Source organism: Kribbella sp. NPDC020701, assembly GCF_055562215.1.
In genome coordinates this window covers 42,875-60,267 of sequence record NZ_JBVHFT010000028.1, presented here as the reverse complement: position 1 = coordinate 60,267, position 17,393 = coordinate 42,875, and the positions used below count along the sequence as shown (strand labels likewise).

General features: G+C 69.2%; 12 protein-coding genes. 3 read left to right on the top strand and 9 right to left on the bottom strand.

Annotated features, from left to right (window positions below):
* Window positions 1-38 precede the first annotated feature (38 nt).
* The 6 genes from ACZ3HV_RS41205 to argC form a co-directional block, all read right to left on the bottom strand.
* The gene (locus ACZ3HV_RS41205; RefSeq protein ID WP_465692998.1) at window positions 39-551 is read right to left on the bottom strand and encodes an arginine repressor; all 513 of its coding nucleotides are present in this window, start codon (window positions 549-551) and stop codon (window positions 39-41) included.
* Entirely contained in the window at window positions 548-1,480 is a 933-nt protein-coding gene (argF, locus tag ACZ3HV_RS41200) for an ornithine carbamoyltransferase (RefSeq protein WP_465692996.1), read from the bottom strand. The genes ACZ3HV_RS41205 and argF overlap by 4 nt, the downstream gene beginning before the upstream one ends.
* 118 nt (window positions 1,481-1,598) lie before the next feature.
* Window positions 1,599-2,801 (bottom strand): acetylornithine transaminase, encoded by a 1,203-nt coding sequence (locus ACZ3HV_RS41195; RefSeq protein ID WP_465692994.1) that lies wholly within the window; start codon window positions 2,799-2,801, stop codon window positions 1,599-1,601.
* A gap of 118 nt (window positions 2,802-2,919) precedes the next feature.
* On the bottom strand, window positions 2,920-3,798 hold the full coding sequence (argB, locus tag ACZ3HV_RS41190; RefSeq protein WP_465692993.1) for an acetylglutamate kinase: 879 nt from the start codon (window positions 3,796-3,798) through the stop codon (window positions 2,920-2,922).
* Window positions 3,799-3,913: 115 nt separating this feature from the next.
* Window positions 3,914-5,116, bottom strand: coding sequence for a bifunctional glutamate N-acetyltransferase/amino-acid acetyltransferase ArgJ (argJ, locus tag ACZ3HV_RS41185; protein ID WP_465692991.1), 1,203 nt, complete (start codon window positions 5,114-5,116; stop codon window positions 3,914-3,916).
* The gene (argC, locus tag ACZ3HV_RS41180; protein WP_465692989.1) at window positions 5,113-6,144 is read right to left on the bottom strand and encodes an N-acetyl-gamma-glutamyl-phosphate reductase; all 1,032 of its coding nucleotides are present in this window, start codon (window positions 6,142-6,144) and stop codon (window positions 5,113-5,115) included. Before argC ends, argJ begins: the two co-directional genes overlap by 4 nt.
* A gap of 161 nt (window positions 6,145-6,305) precedes the next feature.
* Here argC and ACZ3HV_RS41175 point away from each other — a divergent pair, with 161 nt between their 5' ends.
* Genes ACZ3HV_RS41175 through ACZ3HV_RS41165 form a run of 3 tightly spaced genes read left to right on the top strand, consistent with a single transcriptional unit; the run spans window position 6,306 to window position 8,304 of the window.
* Window positions 6,306-6,860 (top strand): carboxymuconolactone decarboxylase family protein, encoded by a 555-nt coding sequence (locus ACZ3HV_RS41175; protein ID WP_465692988.1) that lies wholly within the window; start codon window positions 6,306-6,308, stop codon window positions 6,858-6,860.
* Window positions 6,857-7,750, top strand: a complete 894-nt coding sequence (locus ACZ3HV_RS41170) for an RNA polymerase sigma-70 factor (protein ID WP_465692986.1) — start codon at window positions 6,857-6,859, stop codon at window positions 7,748-7,750. The genes ACZ3HV_RS41175 and ACZ3HV_RS41170 overlap by 4 nt, the downstream gene beginning before the upstream one ends.
* Window positions 7,751-7,785: 35 nt before the next feature.
* Window positions 7,786-8,304, top strand: a complete 519-nt coding sequence (locus ACZ3HV_RS41165; protein ID WP_465692984.1) for a GNAT family N-acetyltransferase — start codon at window positions 7,786-7,788, stop codon at window positions 8,302-8,304.
* Between the two features lie 18 nt (window positions 8,305-8,322).
* On the opposite strand, the gene ACZ3HV_RS41160 is transcribed toward ACZ3HV_RS41165, so the two are convergent.
* The 3 genes from ACZ3HV_RS41160 to ACZ3HV_RS41150 all read right to left on the bottom strand — a co-directional run bounded on the left by ACZ3HV_RS41160 (window position 8,323) and on the right by ACZ3HV_RS41150 (window position 17,382).
* Window positions 8,323-14,022, bottom strand: a complete 5,700-nt coding sequence (locus ACZ3HV_RS41160; protein ID WP_465692982.1) for an Ig-like domain-containing protein — start codon at window positions 14,020-14,022, stop codon at window positions 8,323-8,325.
* A gap of 190 nt (window positions 14,023-14,212) precedes the next feature.
* Entirely contained in the window at window positions 14,213-16,420 is a 2,208-nt protein-coding gene (locus ACZ3HV_RS41155) for a hypothetical protein (protein ID WP_465692980.1), read from the bottom strand.
* Window positions 16,417-17,382 (bottom strand): glycosyltransferase family 2 protein, encoded by a 966-nt coding sequence (locus ACZ3HV_RS41150; protein WP_465692978.1) that lies wholly within the window; start codon window positions 17,380-17,382, stop codon window positions 16,417-16,419. The genes ACZ3HV_RS41155 and ACZ3HV_RS41150 overlap by 4 nt, the downstream gene beginning before the upstream one ends.
* Window positions 17,383-17,393: the final 11 nt, after the last annotated feature.

Below are 17,393 nucleotides of genomic sequence, written 5' to 3'. Positions count from 1 at the left end.
CATCCTCTCAATGACGAGCCAAAAGGCTTCTTCGGCGCTTACTTATGTTCGGAGCGGGCGGCCAGGGACAGGAAGCGGGTGGCCAGGGCCTGGCCGCCGGTGGGGTTTCGGGAGACGACCATGACGGTGTCGTCGCCCGCGATGGTGCCGAGGACGTCGTCCAGACCCACGTGGTCGATTGCCGACGCGAAGTACTGGGCAGCCCCCGGCGGGGTTCGCAGGATGACCAGGTTCGCGCTACCTTCGGCGCTGACCAGGAGCTCCGATGCGACACGGGCCAGGCGGGCTTCGAAGGCGGCTGCCTCACCGGCGCGCGGCGTACGGTCGCCGCCTTCACCGGGTACGGCGTACACGAGCTGGCCGGTCGAGTCGCGAACCTTCACCGCACCGATCTCGACCAGGTCGCGCGACAGCGTGGCCTGGCCGACGACGAGACCGGACGCCGCGAGCAGGTCGGCCAGCTCGGTCTGCGAGCGCACCGGCTGCCGGCCCAGCAGGTCAACAATCCGCTGCTGCCTCGCGGTCTTGGTCGTCGGTACGGCGACGTTCATGCCTCGAAACTCCTTGCCAACAGCCACGACAACAGCGCCTTCTGGGCGTGCAGCCGATTCTCCGCTTCGTCCCAGACGACCGATTGTGGACCGTCGATCACGGCCGCGTCGATCTCCTTGCCGCGGTAGGCGGGCAGACAGTGCAGCACGATCGCGTCGGAGTTTGCCTTCGACATCAGTTGCTCGGTCACCGCATACGGCACGAACGGCGCCTCGCGATCGGCAGCCTCGGCCTCCTGACCCATCGACACCCACGTGTCGGTGGCGACGACATCGGCGCTGTCGACAGCCTCCAGCGCGTCCGAGGTCCATGCCGCCGAGCCGCCGGTCGACGCCGCGATCTCGGCAGCCCGCGCGAGTACTGCGGGATCCGGCTGGTACTCGGCCGGCGAGCCGACCACCACATGCATCCCGGCCGTCACACCACCGAGCAGGTAGGAATGCGCCATGTTGTTGGCGCCGTCGCCCAGATAGACCAGCTTCAACCCGGCCGTCGAACCCTTGTGCTGCCGCACGGTGAGCAGGTCGGCGAGGACCTGGCACGGGTGGAACTCGTCGGTCAGCGCGTTGACCACCGGTACTCGCGACGCCGTCGCCATCTCCTGGATCCGGGTCTGCCCGGACGTCCGCCAGACGATCGCGGCGACCTGCCGGTCGAGCACGCGCGCGGTGTCGGCGATCGGCTCGCCACGGCCCATCTGCGAGGTCTGCGCGTCGATGATCAGCGGCGAACCGCCGAGCTCGGCGATCCCGACCGCGAACGAGATCCGCGTCCGGGTCGAGGTCTTGTCGAAGATCACCGCGACCGTCTTCGGCCCGGCCAGCGGCTGATGCCCGTGCCGGTCCGTGGTCAGCTGCTGCGCGAGCGTCAGTACCTCGTCCTGCTCCACCGGACTGAGGTCGTCATCACGCAAGAAGTGCCGTGTCATGGGGCCTCCCGGCCTGGACTGAGGAGCGGAGGGAGCGAAGCGACTGGAGCGACGAGGGAAGGCCGGGAGTAAAAGCCCCATGACCCTGTCGGTGCCGAAGGCCCGGCCAAAAGCACTGTCACGTTGCCTCCACCTGATCCAGCAGCCCGGGCAGGGCCGCGACGAAGCTGTCGGCATCAGCCTTGCTCAGGATGTACGGCGGCGCCAGCCGCAACGCGTCCGGAATCGGATTGTTGATCACGAAGCCGGCCTCGAGCGCGAGCGCGGTCACCTGGTCCGACACCGGCCGGGTCAGCTCGATCGCCAGCAGCAGCCCGCGACCGCGGACCCCGGCGATCAGCGGGTGGTCGAGCGCGATGATCGACGACGCGAGGTGGTTGCCGACGGCATTCACCTGGGCGAGCAGCCCGTCCCGCTCGATCACGGTCAGCACTGCCAGTCCGGCGATCGCCGCGACCGGGTTGCCGCCGAACGTCGTCCCGTGGTTCCCCGGCTGCAACAGCTCCGCGGCCGTGCCCAGCCCGATGCACGCACCGATCGGGATCCCCGCGCCGAGGCCCTTCGCCACGGTCACCAGGTCCGGCGTGATCCCCTCGGGCTCGAAGGCGAACCACGTCCCGGTCCGCCCGATGCCGGTCTGGATCTCGTCGAGCCACAGCAGCGCACCGTGCTGCGACGTGATCCGTCGTGCCGCCTGCAGGTACCCGGCCGGCGGTACGACGACGCCGTTCTCCCCCTGGATCGGCTCGAGCACGACCGCCGCCGTCTGGTCGTCAACGGCCGCGGCCAGCGCGTCGGCATCGCCGTACGGGACAAAGGTGACGTCACCCGGCAGCGGCGCGAATGCCTCCCGGTACGCCGGCTTCCAGGTCACCGCGAGCGCGCCCATCGACCGCCCGTGGAAGGCGCCGACAGTGGAGACGATCTTGGTCCGGCCGGTCCGCCGGGTGATCTTGAACGCGGCCTCGTTCGCCTCCGTGCCGGAGTTCGTGAAGAACACCTTGCCCGGGGCATCGAACAGGCCGAGCAACTTCTCCGCCAGCGCGATCTGCGGCGCCGAGGCGAAGAAGTTCGAGACGTGGCCGAGAGTGGCGAGCTGCGATGTCACCGCGGACACCACGAACGGGTGCGCGTGGCCGAGGCAGTTCACCGCGAGTCCGCCGAGTAGGTCGAGGTACTTGTTTCCGTCGGCATCCCACAGGTACGCGCCCTCGCCACGCACCAGCACCCGCTTCGGCGCACCGAAAGTGTTCATCAGCGCACTGGCGTAGCGCTCGGTCAGCGCGGCTTGCGTTCCGTCGACGGTCAGCAATTCGGTCATGGGGCCTCCCGGCCTGGACTGAGGAGCGGAGGGAGCGAAGCGACTGGAGCGACGAGGGAAGGCCGGGAGTAAAAGCCCCAGGACCCCGCCGGCGCCGAAGGCCCGGCCAAAAGCACGGTCATGAGGGAATCACCTGGGTTCCACTTCCGGCGTCGGTGAAGATCTCCAGTAACAGGGAGTGCGGGACGCGGCCGTCGATGACGGTCGCTCGGGAAACGCCCGACTCGACCGCTCGAAGGCAGGCCTCCATCTTGGGCACCATCCCCGAGGCCAGTGACGGGAGGAGCTCGGCGAGCTCGGCCGCGTCGATCTGGCTGATGATCTCGTCGCTGTCCGGCCAGTTCCGGTACAAGCCGGCCACGTCGGTCAGCACGACGAGCTTCTCGGCGCCGAGCGCGACCGCCAGCGCGGCGGCCGCGGTGTCGGCGTTGACGTTGTGCGCCTGGCCGTCCTCGTCCGGCGCGATCGTCGACACCACCGGGATCCGGCCGGCGTCGATCAGGTCGACCACCGCCTCCGGGCGGACGTCGACCACGTCGCCGACCAGTCCGATGTCGACCGATTCGCCGTCGACCAGCGCCGTACGGCGTTCCGCGGTGAACAAGCCGGCATCCTCACCAGACATGCCGACCGCGAATGGGCCGTGCGCGTTGAGCAGACCGACGAGCTCGCGACCGACCTTGCCGACCAGGACCATGCCGACGACATCCATCGCCTCGGGGGTGGTGACCCGCAGGCCGCCGCGGAACTCGCTGTCGATGCCGAGCCGGTGAAGCATGTCGCTGATCTGCGGTCCGCCGCCGTGGACGACGACGACCCGGACCCCGGCGTACCGGAGGAAGACGATGTCCTCGGCGAAGGCCTGCTTGAGCTTGTCGTCGACCATGGCGTTCCCGCCGTACTTCACGACGATCGTCTTGCCGTGGAACTCCTTCAGCCAGGGCAGCGCTTCGGTCAGGACCGCGGCCTTCTCCACCGCGTCGGCGTGACTGTTCATGGGGCCTCCCGGCCTGGACTGAGGAGCGCAGGGAGCGCAGCGACTGGAGCGACGAGGGAAGGCCGGGAGTCCAAGCCCCATGAACCGCCGAGCGGCAGCGAGGCAATGTGCACAGTCATGAGGAGTACGCCGAGTTCTCTTCTACGTACGCGTGGGACAGATCCGTGGTGAGCACGGTCGCCGACGCCGGGCCGGCGTGCAGGTCGATCAGGACGTCGATCTCAAGACCGCTGATGTCCGCCTCGGAGCGATCGACGCCCTTGCCGCCGGCAACGCAGATCGGTGCGCCGTTCAGCGTGATGTCGAGCAGCGACGGGTCGAACGCGGTCGGGGCGTTGCCGACGGCCATCGCGATCCGTCCCCAGTTCGGATCGGAGGCGAAGAACGCGGTCTTGCAGAGGTTGTCCTCAGCAACGATCTTCGCGGCGGCGAGCGCCTCGGCCTCGGTGGCCGCGCCCTGCACGGTGATGCTGACGTGCTTGGTGACGCCCTCGGCATCCGCCTGCAACTGCTTCACCAGGTCAGCAGCCAGGGCGGTCAGCGCGACCTCGAAGGCCTCGGGGGTGACAGCGACACCGGAGGCGCCCGAGCTCAGCAGCAGCACGGTGTCGTTGGTCGACGTTCCCCCGTCGACGTCGAGCCGGTTGAACGTCTTGCCGACCGCGTTCCGCAGCGCGTGGTCGAGGTGCGGCTGGTCGAGCACGGCGTCGGTGGTGATGACGCTGAGCATGGTCGCCATGTTCGGCGCGCACATCCCCGCACCCTTGGCGAATCCGCCGATGCTCCAGCCGTCCGGATGCTTCAGCGCGGCCTGCTTCGGCACGTTGTCGGTCGTCATCACCGCCGTGGCCGCGGCCAACCCGGCCTCGGGGCCGTTGCCGAGAGCATCCACCGCCGAGGAGATGCCGGGAATGAGCTTGTCCATCGGGAGGCGCTCGCCGATCAGGCCGGTCGAGCAGACCCCGACCTCCGCGGCGCCGATGCCGAGCACCTCGGCCAGTTTCTCAGCGGTCTTGTGGGTGTCCTGGAATCCTTCCGGACCGGTGCAGGCATTCGCGCCGCCGGAGTTCAGGACGACGGCCTTCAGCCTGCCGGCGGTCAGGACCTGCTGGGACCAGAGCACGGGCGCCGCCTTCACCTTGTTGGTGGTGAACACGCCGGCGGCGACATCGTGCGGGCCGTCGTTGACCACGGCGGTGAGGTCCGGCGTACCGGCGGATTTGATTCCGGCGATCACCCCGGCCGCGCGGAAGCCGGCCGGCGCGGTGACCCCGGCGCTCCGATCGACTTGGGTGTGCGGGGTGACTGCGACGGTCACGGGGCTACTCCTACGAGGGGCAGGGCCAGGGTCTCGTCGAGACCGGTGGCCAGGTTCATGCACTGCACGGCTGCGCCGGCGGTGCCCTTGGTGAGGTTGTCCATCGCGGCCACGATGACGGCGCGGCCGGTGCGCTGGTCGAGGGCGAGCTGCAGTTGCACGGTGTTCGCGCCGAGGGTGGCCTGCGTCTGCGGCCACTGCCCCTCTGGGAGCACGTGCACGAACGGCTCATTGCGGTAGGCATCTTCATAGGCCTGCCGGAGTGTCGTCAGGTCGGTGCCTTCGGCGATCGGTGCGCTGCACGTCGCGAGGATGCCGCGGGACATCGGCACGAGCACCGGGGTGAACGAGACGCTCACCGGCTGCGCGGCGTACGGCGTGAGGTTCTGCTCGATCTCCGGGGTGTGCCGGTGGACACCGCCGACGCCGTACGCCGAGGCGGAGCCCATCACCTCCGCGCCGAGCAGGTGCGGCTTCGGCGCCTTGCCCGCGCCGGAGGTCCCGCTCACCGCGACCACCACCAGCTGGCCGGGATCGACGAGTCCGTTCTGTACGGCGGGGAGCAGTGCGAGCGTGGAGACGGTGGGGTAACACCCCGGGACGGCGACGCGGTGCGATCCGCGGAGCTTGTCCCGCTGCCCCGGGAGCTCCGGGAGTCCGTACGGCCAGGAGCCTGCGTGCTCACCGCCGTAGAACTCGACCCACGCCTCGGCCTCGGTCAGCCGGAAGTCCGCGCCGCAGTCGATCACGGTGACGTCCTCGCCGAGTTGCTCGGCGATTCCGGCGGACTGTCCGTGCGGCAGGGCCAGGAACACCACGTCGTGACCGGCGAGGTTCTCCGCCGTGGTCTCGACCAGGATGCGCCCGGCCAGCGGCACGAGGTGTGGGTGGTGCGCGCCGAGCGCCGTACCGGCGTTCCCGCCGGCGGTCAGCGCACCGATCTCGACCTGCGGGTGGCCGCTCAGCAAGCGGAGCAGCTCGCCGCCCGCATATCCACTGGCACCGGCCACCGCCACCGTCACACTCATATGAATGAGTATGCCATACCCCGAATGAATATCCAACCGTGAGGGGTGTCGCCTGCCACCACTCAACCACCGATGGTGCGCTCGCGGTGTGACTCAGCTCATGTCACAGATGGTCGGCGGGGCGTGTCCGGGAGAGGGACGACGACGTGGAGGTGGATCTGATGGCTCGGATCGGCTTGGAGCATGAGCGGACCTGGTTCGTACGGCTGGCGGAGTGGGGTAGCCGGCGGAAGTACGGGAAGGTGCCGGATCCCGGGAAGGTCGCGCTGCACAACCGGCGGGTGCTGGTGTCGACGCTGCTGCTGGAGGGGTCGGCGGCGCGGTGGAAGGCACTGGATCCGGAGCTGAAGGCGCTCGCGGTGATGGTGACGTCGGCGCGGATCGGGTGCAGTTGGTGTATGGACTTCGGGTACTGGGAGTTCCACCACCAGGGTGTCGACCCGGTGAAGCTGCGTGATGTGCCAGGGTGGCGGGACAGCGATGTCTACACGGATCTGGAGCGCGCGGTGATGGACTACGCCGAGGCGATGACCGCCACCCCACCGGAGGTCACGGACGAGCAGGTCGAGCGGTTGCGCAAGGATCTGACCGACGAGCAGCTGGTCGAGCTCACGGCGATAGTCTCGCTGGAAAACTACCGCTCCCGTGTGAACGCCGCTCTCGGCCTGACCAGCCAGGGCTTCAAGGAGTACTGCGAACTGAGGCCCGTCCGGTGAGCGACGAGCAGTTGGCCCGGGAGTTCGACGAACACCGGGCCGTCCTGGTGGGAGCGGCGTACCGGGTGGTGGGCAGTGTCAGCGATGCGGAGGACGTGGTCCAGGAGGCGTGGCTTCGGTGGGCGGCGATCGAGCATGACGAGATCCGCGACGTACGCGCGTACCTGATCCGCATCACCACTCGGCTGGCGCTCAACCGGCTGCGGGAGCAGAAGGCCCGGCGGGAGCAGTACGTCGGCCCCTGGCTGCCCGAGCCGATCACGCCGACCCTGGCGTCGAACGACGACCCGGCGGCGGTGGTGGAGATGGCCGACTCGGTCAGCATGGCGATGCTCGTCGTACTCGAGACGCTCTCGCCGCTCGAACGCGCAACCTTCGTACTGCGTGAGGTGTTCGATCTCCCGTACGACGAGATCGCGGACACGCTCAACCGGTCCGAAAGCGCGGTCCGGCAGCTCGCCCACCGAGCCCGCGAACACGTCCACGCGCGGCAGCCGCGGCACCACGTCGACAAGGCGCGGCACAACGAGCTCACCATGCGATTCATGGCCGCGGCCGGATCCGGTGACTTCGACCAGGTGGTGTCGCTGCTCGCGCCGGACGCCGTCCTGATCAGTGACGGCGGCGGCAAGAAGAAGGCCGCACTCCGGCCGATCCACGGCGGGGAGAAGATCGCTCGCTGGCTGTTCGGAGTCCTCGCGGAGAACCCGAACTTCGAGATCCGGATGGCCACCATGAACGGCGACACCGCGTTCATCGCGTACTTCGACGACGAGCCGGACACGGTCGCGTTCCTGGAGACCACGGACGGGCTGGTCACCGAGCTGTACCTGATCCGCAACCCGGACAAGTTGGGCACCGTGCCGGCTCGGCACACGCTGGAGTCGTAAGCTATCTGCAACTCAGTCGCAGATGGAGGGGTGCCGTGAAGTACCTGGTGGTGGAACCGGACGAGGCGCTGGATCCGGGTTTGCGGGCGGATCTGCTGGACACCTGGATCGCGGCCACCGACGCCGGCGGCGCGGTCGGGTTCACCGCGCCGGCACCGGTGGAGCGGGTCGCGGAAACGCTGGACGAGGCGCTCGGCCGGGTCGCCGCGGGGGTGGATCTGCTCGGGGTCCTGCACACCGGCGAGCGGTACGCCGGGATGGGCCTGCTGATCGATCGCGGCAGCGCACTGCAGCGACACTGGCGGACGGTGTTGCGGGTGATGGTTCATCCGCACCACCAGGGCAACGGGGCCGGCCGACTGCTGATGGAGGGGCTCCGCGGCTCGGCCGTCGACCTCGGACTCGAGCAACTCCAACTCACGATCCGCGACGGCCTCGGCCTCGAGGCGTTCTACGAGCCCCTCGGCTACCGAGTCGTCGGCCGCCACCCCCGCGCGGTCCGGGTCACCCCCACCAACTACCGCGACGAAATCATGCTGGTCCTCGACCTGTAGGCCGGCGGGGGTGTGGGGCTAGCGGCGGGTTCGGGCTATGGCGGCGAGGGTTGCGCCCAGGGCGGTGAGGAGGGTGCCGAGCGTCAGGAGGATGGCTGGGGGGCCGCCGGTGGGGGGTAGCTCGGCTTGGTTCAGGGAGCGGAGGTCTTCGGTTGGTTGGGCGCCGACGGTGAACTTGACGGGCGCGGTGGTGGTGGCGCCGGTGGTGTCGGTTCGTTCGTAGGTGAGTTTGGCGGTGCCTGTGAATGCTGCCGTCGGCGTGAGGATGATGGTCCCGTCGGGGGCGACCGTCCAGCGGCCGGAGGCATCGGTCACCTGCTTGGCGCAGGTGCCCGGGCCGGTCCGCAGGCAGACGGTGCTCGGGGTGGTCGCACCGCTGTCGTTGAGCAGCGGGTTCACGGCGACCGCGTTGCCTGGAGTGCCGGTCGCCGCGTCGGGCGTCGCCTTGGCGAGCAACGGTCCAGCGACGGTCACCTCAACCAGCGCCGTGCTGGAGGTGCCGTTGGCATCCGCGACTCGGTACGCGACCGATCGCGTCGTGCCGATGAAGTCCTTGGCCGGGGTGAACGTGATTGCACCGTCCGCGCCAACCGTGAAGGCACCCTCGTCCGGTACGGTCACCGCCTTCTTGTCCTTGCCGTCCGCCGGATCCCGCAGTACGACGTAACCCGGCACGAGCGGCGCGGACGGGTCACCGGGTCTGTCGTTGCCCAGCACCTTGACGACGACCGCCGTACCGAACGCCGTTTGAGCGCTGTCGTCGACGGTGACCGGACGCACCGGCAGCACCGACACCGTGATCGTCGCGCGGGCCGAGTTGCGGTTGCTGTCCTTGACTTCGTACGCCGCCGGCCGGGCGGTGCCCGTGAACGTCGCCACCGGACTGAACGTCACCTTGCCCTTGGCAACGACGTACTCACCTTGGCCGGCAATCGTGACCTGGTCGACCAGTGCACCATCCGGACCGACCAGCAGCACCGACGCCGGGTCAAGCGTGGCCCCCGGACCAGGCTTGTCGTTGGCGAGCGGGTCGAGCGTCACGGACAGATGCTGTTTCGTACGAGCGGCGTCGGGAGCCGCGACCGGACGAGCCTGCACGCTGACCGTCAGCGTGGCCGATGCAGTCGTCCCGTTGCGGTCGGCCACCTGATACCGAACCGGAATCGCCACACCGGCGAACCCGTCCAGCGGTACGAACCCGATGCCGCCGGACGGCTGGACCGTGAACGTCCCCTCCCCCGCAATGGCCAGCGACGACACCGGATCCCCGGTCGCTGGATCAAGCAGCCGAACCTCGCCGTCGACGAGCGGCGCAGTCACATCACCCGGCTTGTCGTTCGCCAGCACGGCGACCGTCACCGCGGTCTCGTACGGCGTCGTCGCCGTGTCATCCGCGATCGTCGGAGTGACCGGCGTGACCGTCACCGCGACAGTCGAAGCGGCCGTGTTCCCACTCGTATCCGCGACCTGATAAGCGATCGAGACGACCCCGCTGAACGCCGGCGCCGGGTCGAACGTGATCTTTCCGGTGGTCGCGTTCACCGCGAACACGCCCTGCCCCGGAATCGCCGCCGTCCGCCCCCACCCGCGGGCGCCGTATACCTGGACCGAGGTCTTCTCGAGCTCGGCGCCCGTCCCCGGATCGTCGTTGGTGAGCGGGTCCACGGTCACAGTGACGTTCTGCTTGATCGTCGCGACATCGGCCGCCGCTGACGGCCCCTTGCCGACGGTGAGGAAGAGCAGGCCTTCCGCGGTGCTGCCGTTGTCGTCGGTGATCCGGTACGTCGCCGGCTTCGTCACACCTTGGTAGCCCTTGACCGGCGTGAACGCCACCGTCCCGTCATCGGCAGCGACGTACGTGCCTTCACCCGCGTGCGTGATCGTCTTGCGGTAGCCACCGGCCGGATCCTTCAGCACGAGGCTCGACCGGATCAGCGGCGCGGTCGGGTCGCCGGGCTGGTCGTTGGCGAGCACGTTGACCGTGATCGGGTGGTCGTACGGCGTGATCGCCGAATCGTCCACAGTTACCGGCCAGATCGGCGTGACGGTCATGCTCAACGTCGAGGCGGCGTAGCTGCCGTTCGAGTCGGCGACCCTGTAGTTGATAGCGAACGCCTTGCCACGGAACGCCGGCAGCGGATCGAAGACCACGGCGCCGCTCGGCTGGACGGTGTAGGTGCCCTGCCCCGCGACAGTCACCTTCTTGACGTAGCCCGCGGTCCGGGCAGCCGAATCCAGCAGGCCGACCGACTGCGGGTCCAGCGTGGCGTCGGTCCCCGGGCTGTCGTTGGACAACAGATTCACGGACACCATGACGTCCTGCAGCGTCGACGCGGTGTCGGCAACCGCGACCGGCGGCCGGCCAACGGTGATCGACAGCTTCGCGGTGGTCAACGTTCCGTTGCTGTCGGCCACCTGATAGCTCAGCGGCGTACCAGGCCCGCGGAACGTCGCGCTCGGGTCGAACCTGACCACTCCCCCAGCCGCCGCGTAGACGCCCTCGTTCGCGATGGTGACCGTTGCCTTCGACAATCCGTCGGCCGGGTCCGTCAGCAGCAAGCTCCCCGGCACCAAAGGCGCGGTCGCATCACCCGGTTTGTCGTTCGCGAGCACCTTGACCGTGACTGTCTTGTCGTACGGCGTCGTCGCGGTGTCGTCGGTCGCCACCGGGGTGACCGGCGTGATCGTGACCGTGATCGTCGACCGAGCGGCCTGATCGAACCCGTCCGTGACCCGATACGTCAGCGTGGTCGCCGTACCTGTGAAGCCCGGCAGCGGGTCGACGGTGACGGTCCCGTCCGGCTTGACCTGGTAGTCGCCCTGGCCCGGGATCTTCACCAGCTTCTTCAGCGAACCGTCGGCCGGGTCGAGGAGCGCCAGGCTGAGCGGGTCCAGTGCGGTGCCCCGCCCCGCGGTGTCGTTGGCGAGCGGGTCGATCGTCAGCGGGACGTTCTGCTTCCCGGTGGCGGCGTCAGGCTTGACGGTCGGCGCGGCCGGCTTCGCGATCGTGACCGTCAGCGTCGCCGCGGCGAGCGTGCCGTTCACATCCGAGACGCGGTAGCCGATCGGTGCCGCGACGCCGGTGAACGTCGGCATCGGATCGACCGCGACCTTCCCCTCCGGTGTCACCGCGTACGTCGCCTCGCCGTTGACGACGACCGTGGTCTTCGGCTGCTGGGTCTTCGGATCGAGCAACTGCAGACTGGTCGGCACCAGCGGCACGGCCGGGTCACCGGCTTCGTCGTTCGCCAGCACCGACACGGTCACGGTCGTGTCGTACGCCGTACTCGCGGTGTCGTCCGAGGCGTCCGGCTGAACCCTGGTCACCTGCACGGTCAGCGTGGAATTCCCGATCGCTCCGTTGTCATCGGCAACCTGATAGGCAACCGGGGTCGCGGTTCCGCTGAAGGTCGGCAGCGGTTCGAACAGCACCTTGCCGTCGGGCTTGGCTGTGTACTTGCCCTGCCCCGGCACCACCAGCGTCGTCCCCGGGTCCGTGGTCCGGCTCGGCGTCACCAGCCGCACGCTGTCCGGCCGAAGCAGCGCACCGGTCGGGCCGGGTTTGTCGTTCTCGAGAACGGCGACGATCACGGCACCGCCCTGCAGCGTCGTGACCGTGTCCGGGTTCGCTACCGGCGGTCCGGGTGCATCGACGGAGACCGTGAGCTCGGCGCGGGCCGGCGTACCGTTCTTGTCGAGCACCTGGTAGATCAGCGGCGTACCGACGCCCTGGAAGCCGCGCACCGGCCGGAAGGTCACCTTGCCGGCGGCAACCAGGTACATCCCCTGCCGCGCGACCGTGACCTTGTCGACGAGCTTCTGGCTGACCGGGTCGAGGAGCCGCAGGCTGGCGGGATCGAGCGGTGCATCCGGCGAGCCGGGCAGGTCGTTGTCCAGCACGGGTACGACGGCGTCGGTGTCGAACGCGGTCGAGACGGAATCCCCGTTGGCGGTCGGCTTCACCGGCGTGACCGTGACCGTGAGCGTCGACTCGGCGGTTTGCTTGGTGCTGTCGGTGACGCGGTAGCCGATCGTCGTACCCACGCCGGTGAACTGCGGTGCCGGTACGAAGTCCGCGCCGCCGTCCGGCTTCACGGCGTATTCGCCCTCGCCGGCGATCACCACCTTCTTCTTGAAGATCGCGTCGGCGGGATCCCGGAGCACCACCGAGGCGGGAACGAGCTTCACGCCGGGCGCCGCGCGGTCGTTGGTCAGCGGCTTGAGCGCGATGCTGACGTTCTGCGGGGTGGTCGCGGTGTCAGGCGTGGCAACCGGGTGGGCCGGCAGCGCGACGGTCAGGGTCAGCTTCGCGGTCGCCATCGTTCCGTTGCTGTCGGCGACGCGGTAGGTGACCGGAGTGCCCGAGCCGACGAAGCCCGGCACCGATTCGACATGGATCTTGCCGTTCTGGGCGACGTACTTGGCCTGGCCGACGACGTTCACCATCACGACACAGTTCTTGCCGTCGACGAGGCACAGCGTCCCGGGCTTCAACGGCGTCCCCGGGTCACCCGGCTTGTCGTTGCCGAGGACATCGACCGTGATGCCGGTGTTGAACGCGGTTTTCGCGGTGTCGTCGAGCAGGATCGGTGGTGGCGGCGGCGTGATCACCAGCGGGTAGTCCTCGACCTCACCTGCGTCGGCCGGACCGGTCGGCTTGTCCACCTGCGCATCGGTGTAGCCGACCCGCACCCGCGCGTACGTCGCTCCCGCGCGCGGGCTCAGCTCCGACCAGTTGAGTGTGACGGCGCCTTGGCCGGCGGCGAAGGCGGCGCAGGAGCGTTCGGCCGGGTCGAAGGTGCCGTCGTGGTCGAGGTCGATCCAGGCGCACGCCTGGCCGGCCTTCGAGGCGCCGGTGAGCTTTAGGTCGGCGGTGTAGACAGTCGCGGTGGTGCGGAGCGGCTCGAAGGCGACGCCGTCGTCGGCCTGGTCCGGTGTGGTCGGGCCGGTGGTGCCGTTGGCGACGGTCGCGTTGTCCTCAGTCGCGTCCTTGCCGAGTCGTACGTCGCTGAGCACGGACCACGCGGCGCCGTACGACGCCGGGGCATCGCCGAAGTCCTCGCCCGTGGACGCGAGAATCGAGAAGGCGTCACCGGAGGACCCGGTGTTGAAGGCCGGGAGCTTCGAGTGTTTGGTGAAGAACGCGGTGACGTCGAAGGTGATCGAGGTGGCGACGCCGTTCACGCGGATCGATCCACAGGCGGCAGTCGCGGAGGCGTCGGGGCCGGTGCCGGTCTTGGCGTTGACGCAGTTCGGGCCGGCGTCGTGGTTGACCGCGGTGATCGTGTCACTGGTGACGGCGAGGTTGTTGCCCTGGCCGACCTTGGTGAGGCTGAGGCCTGCGGTGGTGAGCTTGAGGATCGAGTGCAGCTCGGACTGGGCGGTCGGGGTGCCGCTCACGGTCTGGGTCACCGCGCCGCCGATGCCCGCGAGGTGCAGCACCGGGTTGCGCACCGGCCGGCTGAACGCGATCGTCACCGTGCCGCGGTCACCACAAGTCCCAGTGGAAGCACACGTGCCGGTGTTGACGATCAGATCCTGCGCGGGCGTGGTCGTGGCGAGCGCGGGTTGGTAGGTGGTCGGCCCGGTCCCGCGGACGCCGACCGTGGTCGCATCCCCCAGCTCGGTCTGCCCGGTCACCGTGATCGTCTGCTTCAACCCCGACCCCGGCATCACTGCGGTCGCCGAATCGCCTTGGACGAAGGGTGTGGCCGGCACCTGGTACGCAGTCGAAGTCAGGGTCCCGAGAGTGAGGAGGCCGAGGGCCAAGACAATGGCCGCACCCGGTCGTATCGCCCGCATGAAAGTGCCGCCCTCCCGAGCAATCACGTTGCCGCATGCATCGGCCGCGGGGCGGGCGGGCCTGCGTAGAGGTAACGGTCTACGCAGACCCAATGTTACGGGACAATCACTCTCCGAGGTCGTAGATCCGGACCTTCCCGGCGCTGTGTCGCAGCACGGCCAGCCGGTCCAGCGCGGGTGACACGGTCCCGTCGCGGGCATCGGCGTACAACCAGCGAACGCCGTACTCGTCGCGCAGCCGCCGCAGCACGTCCGCGGTCGGCGCCGCGAGGGCCCGGTTGGTGAGGGCGACGCGGTCGGGCCACGGCGACGGCTGCTCGGTGTATCGCCGGCCGCCGACACCCTGCGCGGCCATCGCCTGGCTCGTGTACGCCCAGCCCTCGATCAGTGTCCGGCGACCGGCGATGCCGCTGACCAGATACCCGCGCGCGTCACACCCCTGCGTCTGCGGGCCTGCCGGCCGGCACCACGTATTGGCAGCGACCACATCGGTCGGCGCGGAATTCTTCCCGAGCCACAACGCCGCCGTCGCCTCATCGGGATACACCCACCACCGGGCCGCCCGGTACGTCGGCGCCTTCTCGGTGTCCCCATGCACCGCGCTCTGCAGGAACGAACTGAGCGGCGCCGTCGCCAGCAGCACCAGTACGACGAGCAGCCCGCCACCCGCCTGCCGGAGAAAGAGTCGCCACACCACCAACAGCACGATGGTCAACGCGAGTACGACGAGGAGCACGCGCGTACTCAGCCAGAGTTGGCGGCCCGGTGACGCGGCCGGCACACCTCTCGCCCACACCAGCAGAACGGCGTACACGAGGGAGAGGACGAATGCAGTCACCGCTATCGGGACAGGCCGAGCGGCGGCGCGGACACTCGTCGCCGCGAACCAGCCCGCACCCGCCAGGCTGAACGGCGCGGTGGTGTAGATGAAGTAGGACTCGCTGACGGACGGATGGTCGATCAGGAGGTATCCCGCCCAGCCGGCGATCATCGCACCGAGCAGGAACCACGCGACCGGATCCCGGCGGCCGGCGACTCCGAAGCCGACCAACGCCATCGCCTGCTGGGTGAGCAGCAAACCCAGCAGCAGCGTGAGCGTCCCGATCACCGCGCCATGCGCCAGGGCCGGCAAGATCAGACCACCCTCGCCCGGTGGGGTCGCATCGTGAGTCGCAGCCGTGTAGACCGGGAGCGACTTCAGCACCGCGAGGAACTGCAGCCCCGATCCATTGGTGCTCCCGGCAACCGTCACCAGCGTTGCGGCACCCACCGCGACCAGCGACACCGCCGTCGCGACCAGCCGCCACGGCACCCGCCGGGTCGTCACCAGCAGGTACACCGCGGCCAGCCCGACCGCCGCGGCCAGCAGCGGCAGCACTGTGGGCTTCGACCCACCGCCGACGATCGCGACCGCGATGGTGGCCACCCACAACCAGCCCCGCGCGTTCCTGAACAACAACTCGATCAGGAACACCGCTGCCGTCACACCGGCGACCAGCCCGAAGGTCTGCGACGGACTGAGGAAGCTGACCGGCGGCGCCAGATTCACACTCGTGTCGACGAACAGGTACAGCTGCGGCGCCGCCAGCGCGAGGGCCGCGAGTACGCCGGTCCACCAGGTACGACTGACGATCCGCGCCAGCGTCGCGCACACCAGCAGCGCGACCACGAGCCAGGGAAGCAGCCACAGCCGGAACAGCACGACCATCGGTGTCAGCCGGGTGATGTCCACCGCCGCGGCCATGTCGGCGTTCGCGAACCAGTGGTACTCCAGCCGCTCCCCCGCCACCTGCGGCAGCTCCGGCGGCACCGACCGGGTCAGCTCCTGCACCATCGACAGGTGGTAGAGCAGGTCCGGGTAGTACGCCGATCCGTTCGGCGGCATCGGGTGGTACGCCATCACGCCGAGCGTGGCCGCGCCGAGCATGACCGCCGACGAGACGGCCAGTCCCCAGGCCCAGGCCACCGGCAACGGCTTGGGGTCCGCGATCCGCCAGCAATCCCGTCGTACGAAAGCGAAGGCGATCAGCACCAGAGCGGGCCAGACGATCAGCCAACGCTGCCAGCCGAGGGCGGTGAAGATCGCCCAGCCGATCAGTTGCCAGGTCGCGCCGACCACGGCGCCGAGACCGAGATCCTCCGCCCAGTTGCCGGTACTACGCCAGGCCGCGCGGAGCAGGAGGGTTCCGGGCAGTGCGATCGCGAGCGCGAAGTAGCCGGTGTACTTGAGGATCGGGCCGGGGCCGGCATCGACCGAGGCGAGCCCTGCGGCGGCGACCAGCAACGGCAGCAGCCACGGGAGCAGCCGCCTCATCTGTGGTGGACCGGTTCCTGATGCCCTTGGTCTTCGAGGCTGTCGTACCCGACGAGGAACTGCGGCCGCCGCTGGCTGGACTGGAACAACCGGGCCACGTACTCACCCAGCACACCGAGACACAGCAGCTGGATCGCGCCGATCACGCTGACCGCGAGCACGGTCGACGTCCAGCCCGGGACGCCGCGACCGGTCAGCTTGATGACGAGCGCGCCGACGACGAACAGCGCGGACATCCCGCCGCCGAGCAGCCCGAGCCAGGTCGCGAGCCGCAGCGGCGCGGCCGAGAACGCGGTCACGCTGTCGAACGCGAGCCGCAGCATCTTGGAAAGGTTGTACTTCGTCGTCCCGGCGGCCCGCTCGGCGCGAACGTACTTCACCTCGGTGCTCGGGAACCCCAGCCAGGGGATCACCAACCGGAACACCCGGCCGTCCTCCGGCAGTGCGTTGACCGCGTCGACCACCCGCCGCGAGACCAGGCGGAAGTCGGCCGCGTCGAACGGGATGTTCTTGCCGACCAGGCGGCACATCAGCCGGTAGTACAGCCGGGCCGTCGTCCGCTTCGCCCACGAATCACTCGAGCGGTCCGAGCGAACGCCGTACACGACATCGACGTCCTGTTCGCGCACGGTCTCCAGGAACTCGGCGATGACCTCGGGCGGGTCCTGGAGATCGGCGTCGATCGTGACGACGTACCGGCCGCGGGCGCGCCGGAAGCCGGCCGACTGAGCGGCTTGATGACCGCTGTTCCGCAGGAGTCTGACGACGCGGAGCTGGGCCCAGTCCTTGGCGGCGTCGAGCAGCAGCGCGGCGGTCTTGTCCCGGCTGCCGTCATCGACGACGAGCACCTCGTAGCTGATGCCGAGACTGTCGAGCAGCGGGTGCATCCGGTCGAAGAAGATCGGCAGCACGTCCTCCTCGTCGTACATCGGTACGACGACGGAGAGCTCGGGGTCCCGCATCGGCTGCCTTC